The 14,410-nt window shown below is 65.6% G+C and carries 19 protein-coding genes and 1 tRNA gene; 13 read left to right on the forward strand and 7 right to left on the reverse strand.

What is annotated here, in order from left to right; translation table 11 throughout:
• Positions 1-134: 134 nt before the first annotated feature.
• Positions 135-1,190 carry an ABC transporter permease gene (locus EOA38_RS11810; RefSeq protein ID WP_127299275.1) on the forward strand — a complete coding sequence of 352 codons (1,056 nt, stop codon included), beginning with the start codon at positions 135-137 and terminating at the stop codon, positions 1,188-1,190.
• Entirely contained in the window at positions 1,187-2,131 is a 945-nt protein-coding gene (locus tag EOA38_RS11815; protein ID WP_127299276.1) for an ABC transporter permease, read from the forward strand. The genes EOA38_RS11810 and EOA38_RS11815 overlap by 4 nt, the downstream gene beginning before the upstream one ends.
• 217 nt (positions 2,132-2,348) lie before the next feature.
• Here EOA38_RS11815 and EOA38_RS11820 read toward each other — a convergent pair whose 3' ends face one another.
• Complete coding sequence (locus EOA38_RS11820) at positions 2,349-3,116, reverse strand: SDR family oxidoreductase (RefSeq protein ID WP_127299277.1); 768 nt, start codon at positions 3,114-3,116, stop codon at positions 2,349-2,351.
• A 39-nt stretch (positions 3,117-3,155) separates the two neighbouring features.
• Entirely contained in the window at positions 3,156-3,341 is a 186-nt protein-coding gene (locus tag EOA38_RS11825) for a hypothetical protein (protein WP_127299278.1), read from the reverse strand.
• 72 nt (positions 3,342-3,413) lie between these two features.
• Here EOA38_RS11825 and EOA38_RS11830 point away from each other — a divergent pair, with 72 nt between their 5' ends.
• Positions 3,414-3,563 carry a hypothetical protein gene (locus EOA38_RS11830; protein WP_127299279.1) on the forward strand — a complete coding sequence of 50 codons (150 nt, stop codon included), beginning with the start codon at positions 3,414-3,416 and terminating at the stop codon, positions 3,561-3,563.
• 156 nt (positions 3,564-3,719) lie between these two features.
• Positions 3,720-4,661: an LLM class flavin-dependent oxidoreductase gene (locus tag EOA38_RS11835; protein WP_127299280.1), complete on the forward strand. Its 942-nt coding sequence runs from the start codon at positions 3,720-3,722 to the stop codon at positions 4,659-4,661.
• A 19-nt stretch (positions 4,662-4,680) separates the two neighbouring features.
• On the opposite strand, the gene EOA38_RS11840 is transcribed toward EOA38_RS11835, so the two are convergent.
• Positions 4,681-5,355, reverse strand: a complete 675-nt coding sequence (locus EOA38_RS11840; protein ID WP_127299281.1) for an isochorismatase family cysteine hydrolase — start codon at positions 5,353-5,355, stop codon at positions 4,681-4,683.
• A 207-nt stretch (positions 5,356-5,562) separates the two neighbouring features.
• On the opposite strand from EOA38_RS11840, the gene EOA38_RS11845 reads away from it, so the two are divergent.
• The 7 genes from EOA38_RS11845 (at position 5,563) to EOA38_RS11875 (ending at position 11,554) form a co-directional block, all read left to right on the forward strand.
• Positions 5,563-6,357, forward strand: coding sequence for an ATP-binding cassette domain-containing protein (locus EOA38_RS11845; protein ID WP_189434617.1), 795 nt, complete (start codon positions 5,563-5,565; stop codon positions 6,355-6,357).
• A gap of 17 nt (positions 6,358-6,374) precedes the next feature.
• Positions 6,375-7,313 (forward strand): tonB-system energizer ExbB, encoded by a 939-nt coding sequence (exbB, locus tag EOA38_RS11850; protein ID WP_127299283.1) that lies wholly within the window; start codon positions 6,375-6,377, stop codon positions 7,311-7,313.
• A 6-nt stretch (positions 7,314-7,319) separates the two neighbouring features.
• Entirely contained in the window at positions 7,320-7,805 is a 486-nt protein-coding gene (gene exbD, locus EOA38_RS11855) for a TonB system transport protein ExbD (RefSeq protein WP_127299284.1), read from the forward strand.
• Positions 7,802-8,785 (forward strand): energy transducer TonB, encoded by a 984-nt coding sequence (locus EOA38_RS11860; RefSeq protein ID WP_127299285.1) that lies wholly within the window; start codon positions 7,802-7,804, stop codon positions 8,783-8,785. Before exbD ends, EOA38_RS11860 begins: the two co-directional genes overlap by 4 nt.
• A 148-nt stretch (positions 8,786-8,933) precedes the next feature.
• The gene (locus EOA38_RS11865) at positions 8,934-10,328 is read left to right on the forward strand and encodes a multicopper oxidase family protein (protein ID WP_127299286.1); all 1,395 of its coding nucleotides are present in this window, start codon (positions 8,934-8,936) and stop codon (positions 10,326-10,328) included.
• A gap of 126 nt (positions 10,329-10,454) precedes the next feature.
• Positions 10,455-10,949, forward strand: coding sequence for a hypothetical protein (locus tag EOA38_RS11870; RefSeq protein ID WP_127299287.1), 495 nt, complete (start codon positions 10,455-10,457; stop codon positions 10,947-10,949).
• A gap of 272 nt (positions 10,950-11,221) precedes the next feature.
• On the forward strand, positions 11,222-11,554 hold the full coding sequence (locus tag EOA38_RS11875; protein ID WP_127299288.1) for a hypothetical protein: 333 nt from the start codon (positions 11,222-11,224) through the stop codon (positions 11,552-11,554).
• A 133-nt stretch (positions 11,555-11,687) separates the two neighbouring features.
• Here the strand turns inward: EOA38_RS11875 and EOA38_RS11880 are convergent, their stop codons facing one another.
• From EOA38_RS11880 to EOA38_RS11895, 4 genes are all read right to left on the reverse strand, one after another.
• Complete coding sequence (locus EOA38_RS11880; RefSeq protein WP_127299289.1) at positions 11,688-12,104, reverse strand: curlin; 417 nt, start codon at positions 12,102-12,104, stop codon at positions 11,688-11,690.
• Positions 12,105-12,376: 272 nt separating this feature from the next.
• Positions 12,377-12,778, reverse strand: coding sequence for a curli-like amyloid fiber formation chaperone CsgH (gene csgH / locus EOA38_RS11885; RefSeq protein ID WP_127299290.1), 402 nt, complete (start codon positions 12,776-12,778; stop codon positions 12,377-12,379).
• Between the two features lie 63 nt (positions 12,779-12,841).
• Entirely contained in the window at positions 12,842-13,276 is a 435-nt protein-coding gene (locus EOA38_RS11890; protein WP_127299291.1) for a curlin, read from the reverse strand.
• Between the two features lie 360 nt (positions 13,277-13,636).
• Positions 13,637-13,712: transfer RNA gene (locus EOA38_RS11895), tRNA-Ala, on the reverse strand.
• Between the two features lie 142 nt (positions 13,713-13,854).
• Here EOA38_RS11895 and EOA38_RS11900 point away from each other — a divergent pair.
• Entirely contained in the window at positions 13,855-14,145 is a 291-nt protein-coding gene (locus EOA38_RS11900) for a YggT family protein (protein ID WP_126091280.1), read from the forward strand.
• Between the two features lie 14 nt (positions 14,146-14,159).
• The coding region (locus EOA38_RS11905) for a DUF167 family protein (RefSeq protein ID WP_127299292.1) at positions 14,160-14,410 on the forward strand (251 nt) is incomplete at its 3' end.

Here is a 14,410-nt window from a genome sequence, read left to right on the forward strand (position 1 = left end):
CCCCCTTCTCCCCGTCACTATACGGGGAGAAGGTGCCGGCAGGCGGATGAGGGGCGGCGCCGACGCTCGCGGAAGTACTCGTCCAGCCTGCGGCGTTTGCCGGCAAGCTATCACGGCGCGGAGGGGCACGCCTGATGTTTCGTCTCGAAGCCCGCACGTCGACGCCCGCCTGGTTCAATCTCGCGCTGCCGTTCCTCGCGATTGTCGTCACACTCATCCTTTGCAGCGGCCTGATCGCTGTGGCCGGCGCCGGGGTCACCGAGGCCTATGGCGTGATGCTCTCGGCCTCGCTAGGCGACAGCTATGCCATCACCGAGACGCTGGTGCGCGCAGCACCCATGATCTTCACCGGTCTCGCGGTGGCAATCGCCTTCCGGGCAAAATTCTGGAACATCGGCGCCGAGGGCCAGTTGCTGGCCGGCGCGGTGGCGAGCTGCGCCGTCGGCGCGATCCCGATGCCGGGCTACCTCGCCATGCTTTTGATGGCGCTGGCGGGCGCGGCCGCCGGCGCCATCGTCGCGCTGGTGCCGGCGGCGCTCCGGGTCAAGTTCAAGGTCGACGATGTGGTGAGCTCGCTGCTGCTCAACTCGGTCATTTATTACGCGCTGATGGCGCTGATCGAGGGGCCGTGGAAGGACACGTTCAGCGGCTACCCGATCTCGCCGCCGATCGAGGATTCGGCCAATTTCCCGGTGCTGATCGAAGGCACGCGGCTGCATCTCGGCGTGATCGTGGCGCTGATCGCGGCACCGCTTTGCTGGTTCCTGATCGCGCGCACCACGCTCGGCTTCCGCATCCGCGTCACCGGCGAGAATGCGGAAGCGGCACGCTATGGCGGCATCAGCGTGCAGCGCGTGCTGCTTTCCACCGCGCTGCTCTCCGGCGCGCTCGCCGGACTCGCCGGCGTCGGCGAGGTCGGGGGCGTGCACTTCCAGGTGATGAGCGACATCTCGCCGGGCTATGGCTATTCCGGCATCGTCGTCGCCATGCTGGCAAGGCTCAATCCGCTCGGCGTGGTGCCCGCGGCGCTCTTCCTCGCCGCCGTCATGACCGGCGCCGAGGCGATGTCGCGCGCGACCGGCGTGCCGGCTTTCCTCAGCGACGTCATCCAGGGCACGGCGCTGCTTGCCATGCTGGTGGCGCTGCTCTTCACCGCCTACCGCATCCGCCGCGTGGGAGCATCCGCATGAGCGCGGTATTCGAGCAGATTTTTCAGGTCGGCTTCCTCGCCGCCATCATCCGCATTGCCACGCCGCTCGCTTTCGCCACGCTCGGCGAAATGTTTTCCGAGCGCGCCGGCGTGCTCAATCTCGGCATCGAAGGCATCATGCTGTTGTCGGCGATGGCTGGCTTCACCGCCGCTAGCCTCAGCGGTAGCCTGTGGCTCGGCGTGCTGGTGGCCGTGCTCGTCGGCGCGCTGATGGGCGCGCTGCATGCGCTGTTCACGGTGGCGCTGGGCTTGAGCCAGCATGTCTGCGGCATCGGCGTGACGCTGTTCTCATCCGGCCTTGCCTATTTCCTCTACCGCCTGATCTTCGGCCAGCAATCGGTGCCGCCCAGCATCGACGGCTTCAAGCCGGTGGCGATCCCGTGGCTTTCGGACATTCCGATCCTCGGCCCGCCCGTGTTCAACCAGTTCACGCTGGTTTATCTCGCGATCCTTGCCGTCCCGCTCGCCGCCTTCGTGCTCTACCGCACGCCATGGGGACTGTCGGTGCGCATGGTCGGCGAGAACCCGCGCGCGGCCGATTCAGCCGGTGTCAGCGTGATCGCCACGCGTTTCCAGGCGGTCATCCTCGGCGGCGCGCTGATGGGTTTGGCCGGCGCCTTCCTCACCATGGCGCAGTTCAACGCCTTCACATTCGGCGTGGTGTCGGGCCGCGGCTGGGTGGCGATCGCGCTGGTCGTGTTCGGCCGCTGGGACCCGTGGCGCTCGGCGGGAGCGGCGCTGCTCTTTGCCTTCGTCGACGCGCTACAGCTCAGGATGCAGGCAAGCGGACTCGGCCACATCCCCTACGAAGCGTTCCTGATGCTGCCGTTCATCTTCACCATCGTCGCGATGGCCTTCATGTCGCGCAATGCGGTCGCGCCGTCGGCGCTGCTGAAGCCGTTCAGAAGGGAAGAGCGGTAGAGCCCTTTCCTCTCCCTCCGGAGGGGGGAGAGGTGGCGCTGCGAAGCAGCGACGGAGTGGGGGAACCACCTGGCAACCGTCACCGCCGAACATTGAAAAAAAGACCAAGGCGCAAGAATCTTCCTGCGCCACGCCAAGGGTCGACCCCCACTCCGTCGAGCTACGCTCGACACCTCTCCCCCGATCGACGGGGGAGAGGAAGGGTGCCAGGCTGGCCTCAGATTGCCGTAAAGGCGTTGTCGACGAACAGATGCGCGCCGTTGACGAAGCTCGATTCGTCGCTGGCGAGGAACAGGGCGGCCTTCGCTACCTCTTCCGGCTCGCCGATGCGGCCCTGCTGTGCGGCCATGGCGGCGTCGGAAACGTCGACGCCGAGCTTGCCGAGATCGGCGACCTCGCGCATCCCGTGCGGCGTGCGGATGAAGCCGGGGCAGACGGCGTTGCAGCGGATGTTGCGGTCGCGGAACTCGACCGCGATGGCGCGCGCGAACATATGGCAGGCGCCCTTGGTCGTGTCGTAGAGCACCTCGTTCGGCGTCGCCGCCACCGCCGAGATCGACGAGGTGCAGACGATCGAGCCGCCGCCGGCTGCGATCATGCCGGGCAGCACCGCGCGCGTCATCAGGAACATCGAGCGCACGTTGACGGCATGCAGCCAGTCCCATTCCTGCAGGCTCGTCTCCAGGAAGGGTTTGATGACGATGGTGCCGGCGTGGTTGAACAGCACGGTGACCGGCCCGAATTTTTCCGCCGCCGCCCTTGCCGCCGCCTCGACCTGGGCTTCATCCGAAACGTCGGCCACGAAATGCTCGGCGACATGGCCGCGCGCCCTGATCGCCGCGGCGGTCTTGCCTGCCGCCTCGCCGTTGCGGTCGATGATCGCCACCTTGGCGCCTTCGGCCGCAAACAGCTCGGATGCCGCTCCGCCCATGCCCGTCGCGCCGCCCGAAATGATGGCGACCTTGCCCGCCAGCCTTCCACCCATGTCTTTTCTCCCTAGGGTCTTTGTCTGTCGGGGCCGATGCTATCCCCGGCATTCCTGATGGCCAAGCTCCGTCGAATAAAGGGCTTTTTGGCTTCGGAAGGCGGCTCCGACCGACCAACCCCAGGTCAGCCAGAGGCCGGCGTGGCACACGCCGACGATCGAATAATCCTTTTTCGATGGGTAAGAAAAACCATCTTCGGCCTGAATTTGAGAACGTTGTTCCAAAAATCTCTCAAAAATAGCAATCGACAAAGTCTACTAATTTAATAGATTAACGGCCGAGACGGAGGCTCGACCATGTCCTACATCCAGAATGCTCAGCGCAAGGGCCAAAAGCTGACCGCCGGTGAGAGCTGGAGGCCCGCCTATGGCGGCACCTTCGCCTATCTCGTCTTCGCGCTTGCGTTCGTGTTCACCGGCGCGGTCGTGCTGGGGCTGATCCCCTAATAATCGGGCATAGGGGCCAAGGCCCCTCCGTCAAACAATCTGAGTTGAGTTGCCGAGTAGAACTGGCCGTGCGCCAGAGCGCCGCCGCGCGCCTGTGCGTGGATTTCAATGCGAGGGCATAAAGCGGGGCAACCCAACGTGATGGAGGAGATGGCAATGCCGATCGAGTTCACGCATGTTCCCGGTAAGCCTGCCAATGGCAGCTTCTTCTATGATTTCGCCGAGACGGCGACCAAGCTGTCGCTGATCGAGGATGCCGGTTTCAACAAGCTGGTCGTCGACGATCCGGCCGGCCTGCTCACCAATATGGACATCGCTGCCCAGACGCTCGACCGCACGGCATCGCTCGAGGTGGTGCTGACGCATTGGGCCGGCGTGATCGAGCCGACGGTGGCGGCAAGGCAACTCGCGACGCTTGACCGCAGAAGCGGCGGCCGCCTGTCGCTCAGGATGCTGAGCGAGCCGCTGGAGGACAGCGACGCCGAGGCGCGGCCGGTCGGCCACAGCGTGGTCTGGCAGCGCATCGACGAATATCTGGTGCTCTTGAAGCGTCTGTGGTCGAACGACAAGCCTTTCGATCACGAGGGCGCCTTCTACAGCGTCAGAGGCGGCTACGTTCCGCGCAAGGGTCCGCATGGCGCGGACCTCGCCATCCGTCTCGGCGGGCAATCCGGCACGGCGCTGAAGGTCGCCGGACGGCACGCCGATGTCTTCGAGCTGGCCGCCGGCTCGCCGGACGAGGTCGCGCAGTTGATGCAGCGCGTGCGCGGCGCCGCCGCCGAACACGGTCGCGCCGGCAAGCTGCATTTCGCGCTTCCCGTCCGCATTCGCTCCGAAGGCTGGTCCGGCGCCTCCGACCACAAGGCAGTCGAGGTCGCGGGGCCGCCGGCGCGGCTTGCGCTTTCGCTGTTGCCCTATGCCGCGCTCGGCATCGAGGAATTCATGATCGGCGGCATCGACCGTCCGAGCGAGATTGCCCGGATCGGGCGCGAGACGGTCACGCTGATCGCGAATTCGCTGGCGCGACGCGAAGCGGAGATCCCGCAGCCGGGAGCTTTCGCCGCGCGCCGGCCGCCGGCCGTGCGCTCCCCGTTGTGAGAAGAAGGCCCGCGGCTGCTCAGTTCGCCGCGGTCACGAGCCCGGACAGCGCGGCGATGACGGCTTCCGACTCCGCCAGCGCGCCGAAGACGCCGTCCTCGACCGTCACCATGTGCAGCGCGGCTTCGTGCGCCTTTAGGTCGCCGCTGGCGCAGGCGTCCGCGATCGTCAGGCACTGGAAATTGCGGTCGCAGGCCTCGCGCAGCGTTGTGTGCACGCAGACATCCGTCGTGCATCCGGCGAACAGGAGATGGGTGATGCTGCGCGCCCTGAGCACCAGCTCCAGATCGGTATAGGTGAAGGCGCCGTTGCAGGTCTTGTCGACGACGATGTCCTCAGGCGCCACCTCGATGTCGGACACGATCTGGAAGCCCGGGCTGGAGCGCAGCAGGATGTCGGTGCCGTCGAGGCCAGCCCGCTTGCGGCGCCATTTCTCGTAGGGCGTCATGTCGGCCATGTCGGCGCGATAGCCTTGCCTGGTGTGGACGATGGTCAGGCCCGCTGCGCGGGCGGCGGCAATCAGCCGGTTCACGGCGGGCAGGATGGCCCTCAGCGGCGACGGATCATAGCCTTTCCTGGCGAAGTAACCTGTCGGCGACAGGAAATCCTCCTGCAGGTCGATGACCAGCAGCGCGGTGTGCTGCGGCACCAGCCGGCCGTCATAGGGGAAGTCGAAAGGTGTCGCCTTGATCATCGCCTGCTGCCTCGGTTGCCGCCTGCATCGTGGCGCAGCGGTGGCGTCGCCGTCCAGACCTCATAGCGCTCAGGCAGCCGGTCGAAGCGACGCAACAATTTGTTGATCAAAAAAATCACCTTTAGAGTTGACTAGTAAACTCATGTTTCCTAGTCAGCCAACGTTGGCCGCATGGCGACAGCCTAGGCAGCGGCCGCTTGGAGACGGATGTTGACCGAAGCAGGTGCCCAGACTGCCTTTCATGTCGAAGCGGTGCGCTTTGCCGTCGGCGAGCGCACACTGCTCGGGCCGGTTTCGCTCGAGCTTCAACGCTCGCGCGTCTACGGGCTGATCGGCCATAACGGTTCGGGCAAGTCGACACTGGTCAAGCTTCTGGCGCGGCAGCAGCCGGCAAGCTCCGGCGATATCCGCTTCGCCGAACGTCCGCTCACCGGCTGGGGCGCGCGCGAGCTGGCGCGGGCGCTCGCCTATCTGCCGCAGACGACGCCAGCGGCGACCGGCCTCACCGTGCGCGAGCTGGCGGCGCTCGGGCGCTATCCGTGGCATGGCGCGCTCGGCCGTTTCGGGTCGGAGGACCGAAGCCATGTCGAGGAAGCGCTGGCGCTGACCGACATGAGCGCTTTCGCCGACCGCCTGGTGGACGAGCTTTCCGGCGGCGAGCGCCAGCGCGCTTGGCTCGCCATGCTGGTGGCGCAGAATGCCGGCGTCATGCTGCTCGACGAGCCGATCTCGGCGCTCGACATCGCGCATCAGGTCGAGGTGCTGGCGCTGGTCAAGGACCTGAGCCGCAAGCGCGATCTTTGCGTCGTTGTGGTGCTGCACGATCCCAACATGGCGGCGCGCTATTGCGACGAATTGATCGCGCTGAAGCAAGGCCGGCTGCTCACGCGCGGCACGCCGGCCGAAATCATGCGGGGCGAGGTGCTCAAGGACATTTTCGGCGTCGAGATGGGGGTGATCGAGCACCCCGTCACCGGCCAGCCCATCGGTTACGTGCAATGATGAAGCGAGGACGAGCCTTGTCCCGGAACACCTTTCTTCTCGCGGCGCTGGCCGCATCGGTCATTCTCTCAGCCGGCGTGGCCACGGCGCAAGAACAGCCGTCGGCGCCGGTGCCGGCCGCGCAGGCACCTGCGGCGCAACCACCGGCGGCGGGCGCCGCGCCGACTGTAGCCCAGCCGGCGGAGCCGAGCCCCCAACCGACCCAGAGCGTCGGCGCCGATCGTGAGCAGCCGGCCGCAAATCCGCTGACGCTGCCGCATGATCTGTCGCCCTGGGGCATGTTCATGAATGCCGACATCGTGGTGAAGGCGGTCATGGTCGGACTTGCTTTCGCTTCTCTGGTCACCTGGACGATCTGGCTCGCCAAGTCGCTGGAGATCTTAGGCGGCAAGCTCAGGGCCCGCCGCGCGGTGACGGCGATCGGCAATGCGGCGACGCTGATGCAGGCCGGCCGCGCGCTTGGCCACAGCGGGGGGCCGGGCGCGCTGCTGGTGCGGGCTGCGGAGGAAGAGCGCGCGCTTTCGGTCGGCGCGCTGGATCATGCTTCGGGCGACGGTTTGAAGGAGCGCGTCGCGTCAAGGCTCTCGCGCATCGAGGCTGCCGCGGCGCGGCGCATGTCGCGCGGCACCGGCCTGCTTGCGACAATCGGCTCGACGGCGCCCTTCGTCGGCCTGTTCGGCACCGTCTGGGGCATCATGAACGCCTTCATCGGCATCTCGCAGGCGCAGACCACCAATCTGGCGGTGGTGGCGCCGGGTATCGCCGAGGCGCTGCTCGCCACCGCCATGGGGCTGGTCGCGGCGATCCCGGCGGTGGTGATCTACAACGTCTTCGCGCGTTCGATAGCCGGCTACCGACAGATCCTCGCCGACGCCTCGGCGGGCGTCGATCGGCTGGTGAGCCGCGACCTCGATTTCCGCACGGTGCCGCCGGCAACCGCGATGGCGGCGGAGTGAGCGGCGATGGCGGCGCGGATCCGTGAGACGGCCGGCGACGATCTCGAGGAAAGCCACGAGATCAACGTCACACCGTTCATCGACGTCATCCTCGTGCTGCTGATCATCTTCATGGTCGCGGCACCATTGGCGACCGTCGACGTCAATGTCGACCTGCCGGGCTCGACGGCGACGCCGGCGCCGCGGCCGGAGACGCCGTTGTTCCTGACGCTGAAAAGCGACCTGACGCTGGCGATCGGTAATGACAGCGTGCCGCGCTCCGCCTTCGCCGCGGTGCTCGACAGCCGCAGCAAAGGCGACAAGCAGACGCGCATCTTCCTGCGCGCCGACAAGACGGTGGGCTATGGCGAACTGATGGAGGTGATGAACCATTTGCGCGCCGCCGGCTATCTCAAGGTCGCGCTGGTCGGCCTCGAGACGGCATCGGGCGCCGGTGGCGCGGTTCCAGGCGGAAGCCCCGCGCCGGCGACAAGCGGAAGTCCGGGGCCATGACGCAAGCGGTCGTCTCCTTGTCCGTTCGGCCGCGCTTGCGCGCGCGCGAAGCCGGCCTGTGGACAAGCGCGGCCGCGATCATTCTCGCCGCGCATGTCGCGGTCGCCTACGCGGTGCAGAATCTGAGCTTTGCCGAGGCGCCGGACGGCGGCCCGCCACCGGCGCTGGCGGTCGAAATGGCGCCGCTGGTGGTTGCGCCTGCGGTGCCGGAAGACGTGGCGACGCTGGACGCGGTGACGCCGGATCCGCCCGATGCGGCGGAGGAGACTCCGACGGTCAGCGAAGTGAAACCCGCGACCGATCCGATACCGGTCGCGGAAGCGCCCGAGCCGGCTACCGAACAGCCCGTCGACGCTGACAAGGCGGAAGAGGCCGAAGCAGCGGAGCAGGCTGTTGCGGCGCTCAGCGAGCAGCAACCTTTGGAAGAGGTTATTCCCGACCCTGTCGAAGCGATCGCGCCTGACGTGGTCATCCCGCTTCCGCAGCCGAAGCCGGTCGAGATGGACGTCAAGGCGAACAAACCCGTCGAGGCGAAGAAGAGAGCGGAAAAGAAGCCGGTCGAAAAGCCGAGGCAGCGGCCGAAGAAGGAAAAGGCCGAGCCGCCCAAGGCGGTGACGACGGCCAGCATCGACGCCAACGCAGGAGCGAAGGCCGCCGCGCCGCAATCCTCCGACGCGGCGCCGCGGTCCAGCGCCAGCCCGTCGCGGTGGAATGCCAGCCTGGCGGCGTGGATCAGGCGGCACACGCGCTACCCGAGCGCTGCGCGATCGAGAAAGGCCGAAGGCAGCCCCAACGTCACCTTCACGGTGGACAGTTCCGGCAGGGTGGTCTCGGCCCGGCTGGCGCGCTCGTCGGGCGATGCGGATCTGGATCGCGCGGCGCTCGGCGCGCTGCAGGGCGCGACGGTGCCCACGCCGCCGGAGGAGCTCGGCGCGCGTGTCACGCGCACGGCGCCATTCGTGTTCAGTTTGCGGAACTAGAGCAATTCCAGGAAAAGTGTGAAACGGTTTTCCGTCCGGAATTGCGTCAAAACAAAGAGTTCTAGGCTGTGAAGATGGATAGTGATAGGCGCCTGAGCGGTTCAGCACAATCGTGGACTGCCCGGGATACTACCTTTCGGAAAGCCATATGACGGTATTTACGCGACGCAATCTTCTCAAAGCCACCGCCGCGGCCGGCCTCGCCGGCATCGGCGCCTCGACTATCGGCAGGTTGACCGGCGTCGCGGCCGCGAGCCCTAAGCCGGTTATCCTGAAGACTTCAAACATCGAGGCGAAGCTGATGGAGGCCGGTCCGACCAGGAACGTGCTGACCTATGGCGAGGCAGGCCCACCGCCGGTCGTCAGGATGAGGAAGGGCGAACCCTTTGCCGCGCGACTGGTCAACGGCATCGACGATCCGACGACGATCCATTGGCACGGCATCCGCGTTCCGAACAAGATGGACGGCGTGCCGTTCATGATCCAGCCTTATGTCTATCAAGGCGATCATTTCGACTATGCCTTCACGCCGCCCGACGCCGGCACATTCTGGTACCACCCGCATTGCAACACGCTGACCCAGACAGGCCACGGGCTGACCGGCGTGATCGTGGTGGAAAATCCCAACGATCCGGAATTCGATTCCGAGGTGGTGATCAATCTGCGCGACTGGCGCCTCGGCGACGACGGCCAGTTCATCGAGCAGTTCCGGCCGCGCGATGCGGCGAAAAGCGGGACCTATGGAACCGTGCGCACCGCCAACTGGCTCGACCAGCCGCAATATGACGCGCCGGCAGGCGGCCTGGTGCGGCTGCGGGCCGCCATCACCGACGTCACCCGCATCTACGCCTTCCGTGTCGACGGCGCGGAAGCGGAGGTCATCGCGCTTGACGGCAATCCGGTGCCGCTACGCTTCGCGCCCGACGCCCTGCAGCTCGGACCCGGCCAGCGGCTGGAGCTTGCCATCCGCATGCCCGACGACGAAGGCGCGATCGTCAGCCTGCGGGACGTCAGAGGCACCAAGCCGAAGATCCTGGCGACGCTGCGTTCGGTCGGGAAGTCGCTCAAGCGCGACCTGCGCGATCTCGGCCCTTTGGAGGCCAATCCGGTGGCGGAAGTGGACCTCGCCGGCGCCGGGCGCATTCCGCTGGCGCTCAGCGCCACGGCGGAGAACGTCTCGGCCGACAGCATCTGCGGCTCGATCGGCTACAGTTTCTGGGCGATCAACAAGGTTCCGTGGCCAGGCGACACGCCGGATCCGACCGCGCCGCTGGCCGAGCTGAAGTTCGGCAAGAGCTACATCATCGACATGGAAAACCTCACGCCGCATTCGCATCCGATCCACCTGCACGGCATGAGTTTCAAGGTGCTGTCGTCCTCGACCCGACAAGTGCAACCGCTCGTCTCCGACACCTATCTCATCCAGCCCGACGAGAAGGTGCAGCTTGGCTTCGTCGCCGACAACCCCGGCGTCTGGCTGCTCCATTGCCACATCATCGAGCACCAGAAGACCGGCATGACGAGCTATTTCCGGGTGGTGTGAGCGCACGTGGCGAAAGGTGCTCTCGCCTTCGACCGGAATTCGCGGATTTCCTCGGGTTGACGCTCTTGCCAGATTGCCTAGGTAGGCAGGAGGGCGCTGGGGCGGCACGCAATTCCGACCGACGGCATGACATCTTCTCGCATTCGAAAACTTGCCCTTGTTGCGGCAGGCATCTCGATCCAGTCTTCCTGCGTCATCCCCAACGACACATCGAGCATCGCCAAGGTCGACGCCACCACGGCCGCCGCCCGCAAGGAGATGATCGGTCTCAGCGAGGCCGACGTTCGCATGTGCGCCGGCTTTCCGACAGCTACCGCCGATGTGGGAGCTTCCGGCCGGATATGGACCTATCAGCGCACCGTTCAGCGCGGCAATCTCAGCATCGCAATGCCGACCATGGCCGTGGGCGCGATCCCGGCGGTTGGAGGGTCCGTCAACGTCGCTCCCGGCGGCTATTGCAACACGCAGATCCGGATGCTCAACGGCCACGTCGCCGAGGTGGCCTATGCCGGCGACAACAATCTGCCGAACAGCCGCGACGCGCTCTGCGTCAGCACGGTGGACGCCTGTGTGGCCTACGCGCGCCAGCGCCGTTACAAGGCACCGACGGTCTCCAGGTGAGTGGGGTCAGCCGAGGCCGCACGGGAGCACCCAGGTTTTTGGCGGCCATTGGAAGCCCGCGAAGAATGGCCTGCGGTCTCATGCGCCGCCTGTTTCGAGGGGATGGCGCGGAAAACCTCAGGCCTGAAGGGCAAGGCTTTGAGCACGCCGCCATGCGAACATGATCTAACGCTTATATGTGCGGCGGAAAATCAAAGTGATTACCGGCCGCCCCAAATCGTCCCCAATCAGGGGGTTCTTCCGGCCCGAACCTGGAGACGATGGAGAGGTCGATGAAATTGTCTGTTCTTGCCCTTGCCGGGGCTATGCTGGCGCCGACGTTCGCGCTGCAGGCGGCGCCAATGATCGCGGCGCCGGACAGAGACAGTCTGGTCCAAGAAGCGCATGTGACATGCGCGTACCTGACCGAGGACGGCTACTGCGTGCGGCCGCACAAGAAGCATATGTATTGGAAGCCCAAGCACCACTACCGGCAGATCTACCGCACCTATGAGCCGCAGCCGGACGAGTATTACTGGCGCTATCAGCGTCCGCGGCCGGTCATCCGGGTCATTCCCAACGATCCGCCGCAGGATGAAGACAATTGGGATGATTGGGACAATTGAGGCTCTCTGAGGCCGAAAGCTGCCCTGCGTTTTACAGGGGCCGCTTGCAGGCCTCGCGGGCTGTAACCGATCATCGGGTTGCGGATGCATAGCCGGACAGTCGTCCACGCATCCGCAATCCGCGGCTTCTCGCCTACCAGCCGAACAGCACGGCTGCCCCGCTCTGGCCGTTGCCGGCCTGCGCGGCGTTGGCGTCGGTGTTTCTGCCGAACTGGAAAATGCCGTAGGAATTGTCGTTGCCGTCCTGCCGCAAGGCAGCGGAATGCCCGCTGCCCTCCTGTCGAATTATGCCGAGGTTGCCGGCACCGTCCTGGCCGATGCCGGCGCGGTTGTTCCGTCCGAGCTGCCTGATATGGGCGCCGCTGCGCAGCCCGTTGTAGATCGAATAGGCGCGCAGGCCGAGGTCCAGCGCCCGCGCGTCGCGGGCAGCGCGAGGCGAGTAGTAAAATCCGATCGAACCGCCCGCCTTTGCCGGAGCGGCGACAAGGGGCAGGCCGATGGCCGCGGCGAGCGCAGCGGTGTGGACGAGCTTCGTGATCTGGCGGTTCATGTTGCGTCTCCTGGCGGGTTCGACCGTTGATGAGGAACAGTCGCATAGCCAAGCTGAACCGTGACGGAAGGGATCGTTCAGCAGCCGTTCAAGACCTGGAGCGATTCAGCCTTTGAAAGAATCGCTGACGCTCCAAGTATTTGTTTTCACGCAATTCCGGATGGAGAATCGCTGCTCACTTTCCAGGAATTGTTCCTGGCCTGACGGAAATGGCGAAGGAAGGGCTCCGGTTGCCCGAAGCCCTTCCTTCGATCAGTCGAGAGAACTGGCGCTCAGGTCGCGCCGGACACCTGCTTGACGCAGCTGATGCTCGCTCCGCCTGCGGTCACTTTCAGCTTGACCTCGTAGGCAGCGCCATTTGCCCCGACACTCATCCGGCCGAGCGATGCGGGACTGCCCGGTCCGGCTTCGAAGGCGCCGCCTTGCCGGATGTTGGCGGAGCCGGACGTGCCGCCCCCGGAAACACTGACCGTGTAGATGCCGTTGATGCTCCTGTCGGCATAAACCAGGGGCTCCAGCAGGATTGCGTCGCCTTGAACCGTATCTCGTATCTCGCATCGCAGCGGCCCGGAATTCGAGCCATCCTTACCGGCCGTCGCACCGGCCGCGCCGGCGGCGATCACGGCCAGGAGCGCGGCCGATGCCGCTGCTGTTCGGTTGTCCAGTCTGGTCATAGATGATCTCCTCGCCATCTCAGGATGACGGCCGGCAACACCGTTGCCGGCCGTCCATATTGTTCAGGGGCAGTCCTGGACGAAGGCGGCGACATTGCCGCTGCCGCCCTGGCCGACGTCGGCGTTGCACCCGTGGCCGACTTGAACGCCGGCGGCGATGTTGCCGTTGCCGTCCTGGGTCAGGATCGCAGTGTGATTCGAACCGAACTGGGCAATGCCCGCGGCGTTCCGGCTGCCGTACTGATAGGTCGCGCCGTAGTTGTTGACGCCCTGCTGCCCGATCACCGACCGGTTGCGATGACCATATTGCTGGCCGATGGCGGTGTTGAAGCGGCCATCCTGGTAGACGTGTATGCGGTTGCGGTAGCCGTGCTGGGCGCCGCCGGCGGAATTGCGCCAGCCATATTGTTCGATGTTGACATCATTGGCCATGGCGGGCGCGACGGCGGAAAAGCCGACGACTGCAAGAGCTGTGGCGATGATTGACGTACGGGTCATGGGACCTCTCCTTCGATGCGGCAGGGGGCCGCGGGTTGAACGGCCCCTTTGTAGGAGGTTGGCCCGGAACGGAGGCTGAAGGCTCCATTCAGCGAAAATTCATGACCGTTTCGGTTCGACGTTTCAGGGCCGCAGCAGCCTTCGCCATCCGATCCGGCGAGATCACAATTCAGGACGTCTTGCCGCCGAGGCGTTTGACCGAAAATCAGCGCTGGGAGATGGCGCCGCCGGCGCACCGAACCTCATGCGGCGGAAAACAAAAGTGATTTCCGGGCCGATCTAAAATTCAGAGGTTGTTCGGTTGGCTCTGGGGGTTTGCGGTGGCGTGCAAGGCCGGCACCGTGGCTCGCAAAATCCCGCTGGTGGAGCTGAGGGGGATCGAACCCCTGACCTCATCATTGCGAACGATGCGCTCTCCCAGCTGAGCTACAGCCCCGTTCCAGCGGATGGGCTTGTATCGGTCGCGGCGGTTTGATGTCAAGGCGAAACGGATCGCCTGACGTCGAGGCGTCGAGGCCGGCGGGCCTTGCCGGTTCGCCGAGCAATGGCTACATGTCGGCGACAATTTGGAGACCGGCATGATCGCCCTCATTCAAACCATCGTCATGGCGCTCGACCTCTACTGGTGGGTCATCATCGCCTCGGCGATCTTTTCCTGGCTTTATGCCTTCAACGTCGTCAACTCGCGCAACCAGTTCGTCGGCACCGTCGCCAACATGCTCTACCGGCTGACCGAGCCGGCGCTGCGGCCGATCCGCCGTTTCATGCCCGATCTCGGCGGCATCGACATCTCGCCGATCATCCTGCTGTTGATCATCTTCTTCATACGGCAGTTCCTGCTCACGACCGTCCTGTCGCTGGTCGTCTGAGGCCGGTCCCGCCGATGAGCGCGCCGTTCCGCCCGCGCGACGATGGCATCGACCTTTTCGTGCGGCTGACGCCAAAGGCGGCGCTGGACCGGATCGAGGGTGTCGAGACGGCGGCCGACGGGCGCAGCCATCTCAAGGCTCGCGTTCGTGCCGTGCCGGAGGATGGGGCGGCCAATGCGGCGCTGGAGCGGATGATGGCCAAGGCGCTGCGTGTTCCGGCGTCAGCGGTGTCAGTCGTTGCCGGGGGGACCGCGCGGTTGAAGAC

Origin of the sequence: Mesorhizobium sp. M1E.F.Ca.ET.041.01.1.1 (assembly GCF_003997355.1) — a bacterium.
Classification (GTDB): Bacteria; Pseudomonadota; Alphaproteobacteria; order Rhizobiales; family Rhizobiaceae; genus Mesorhizobium.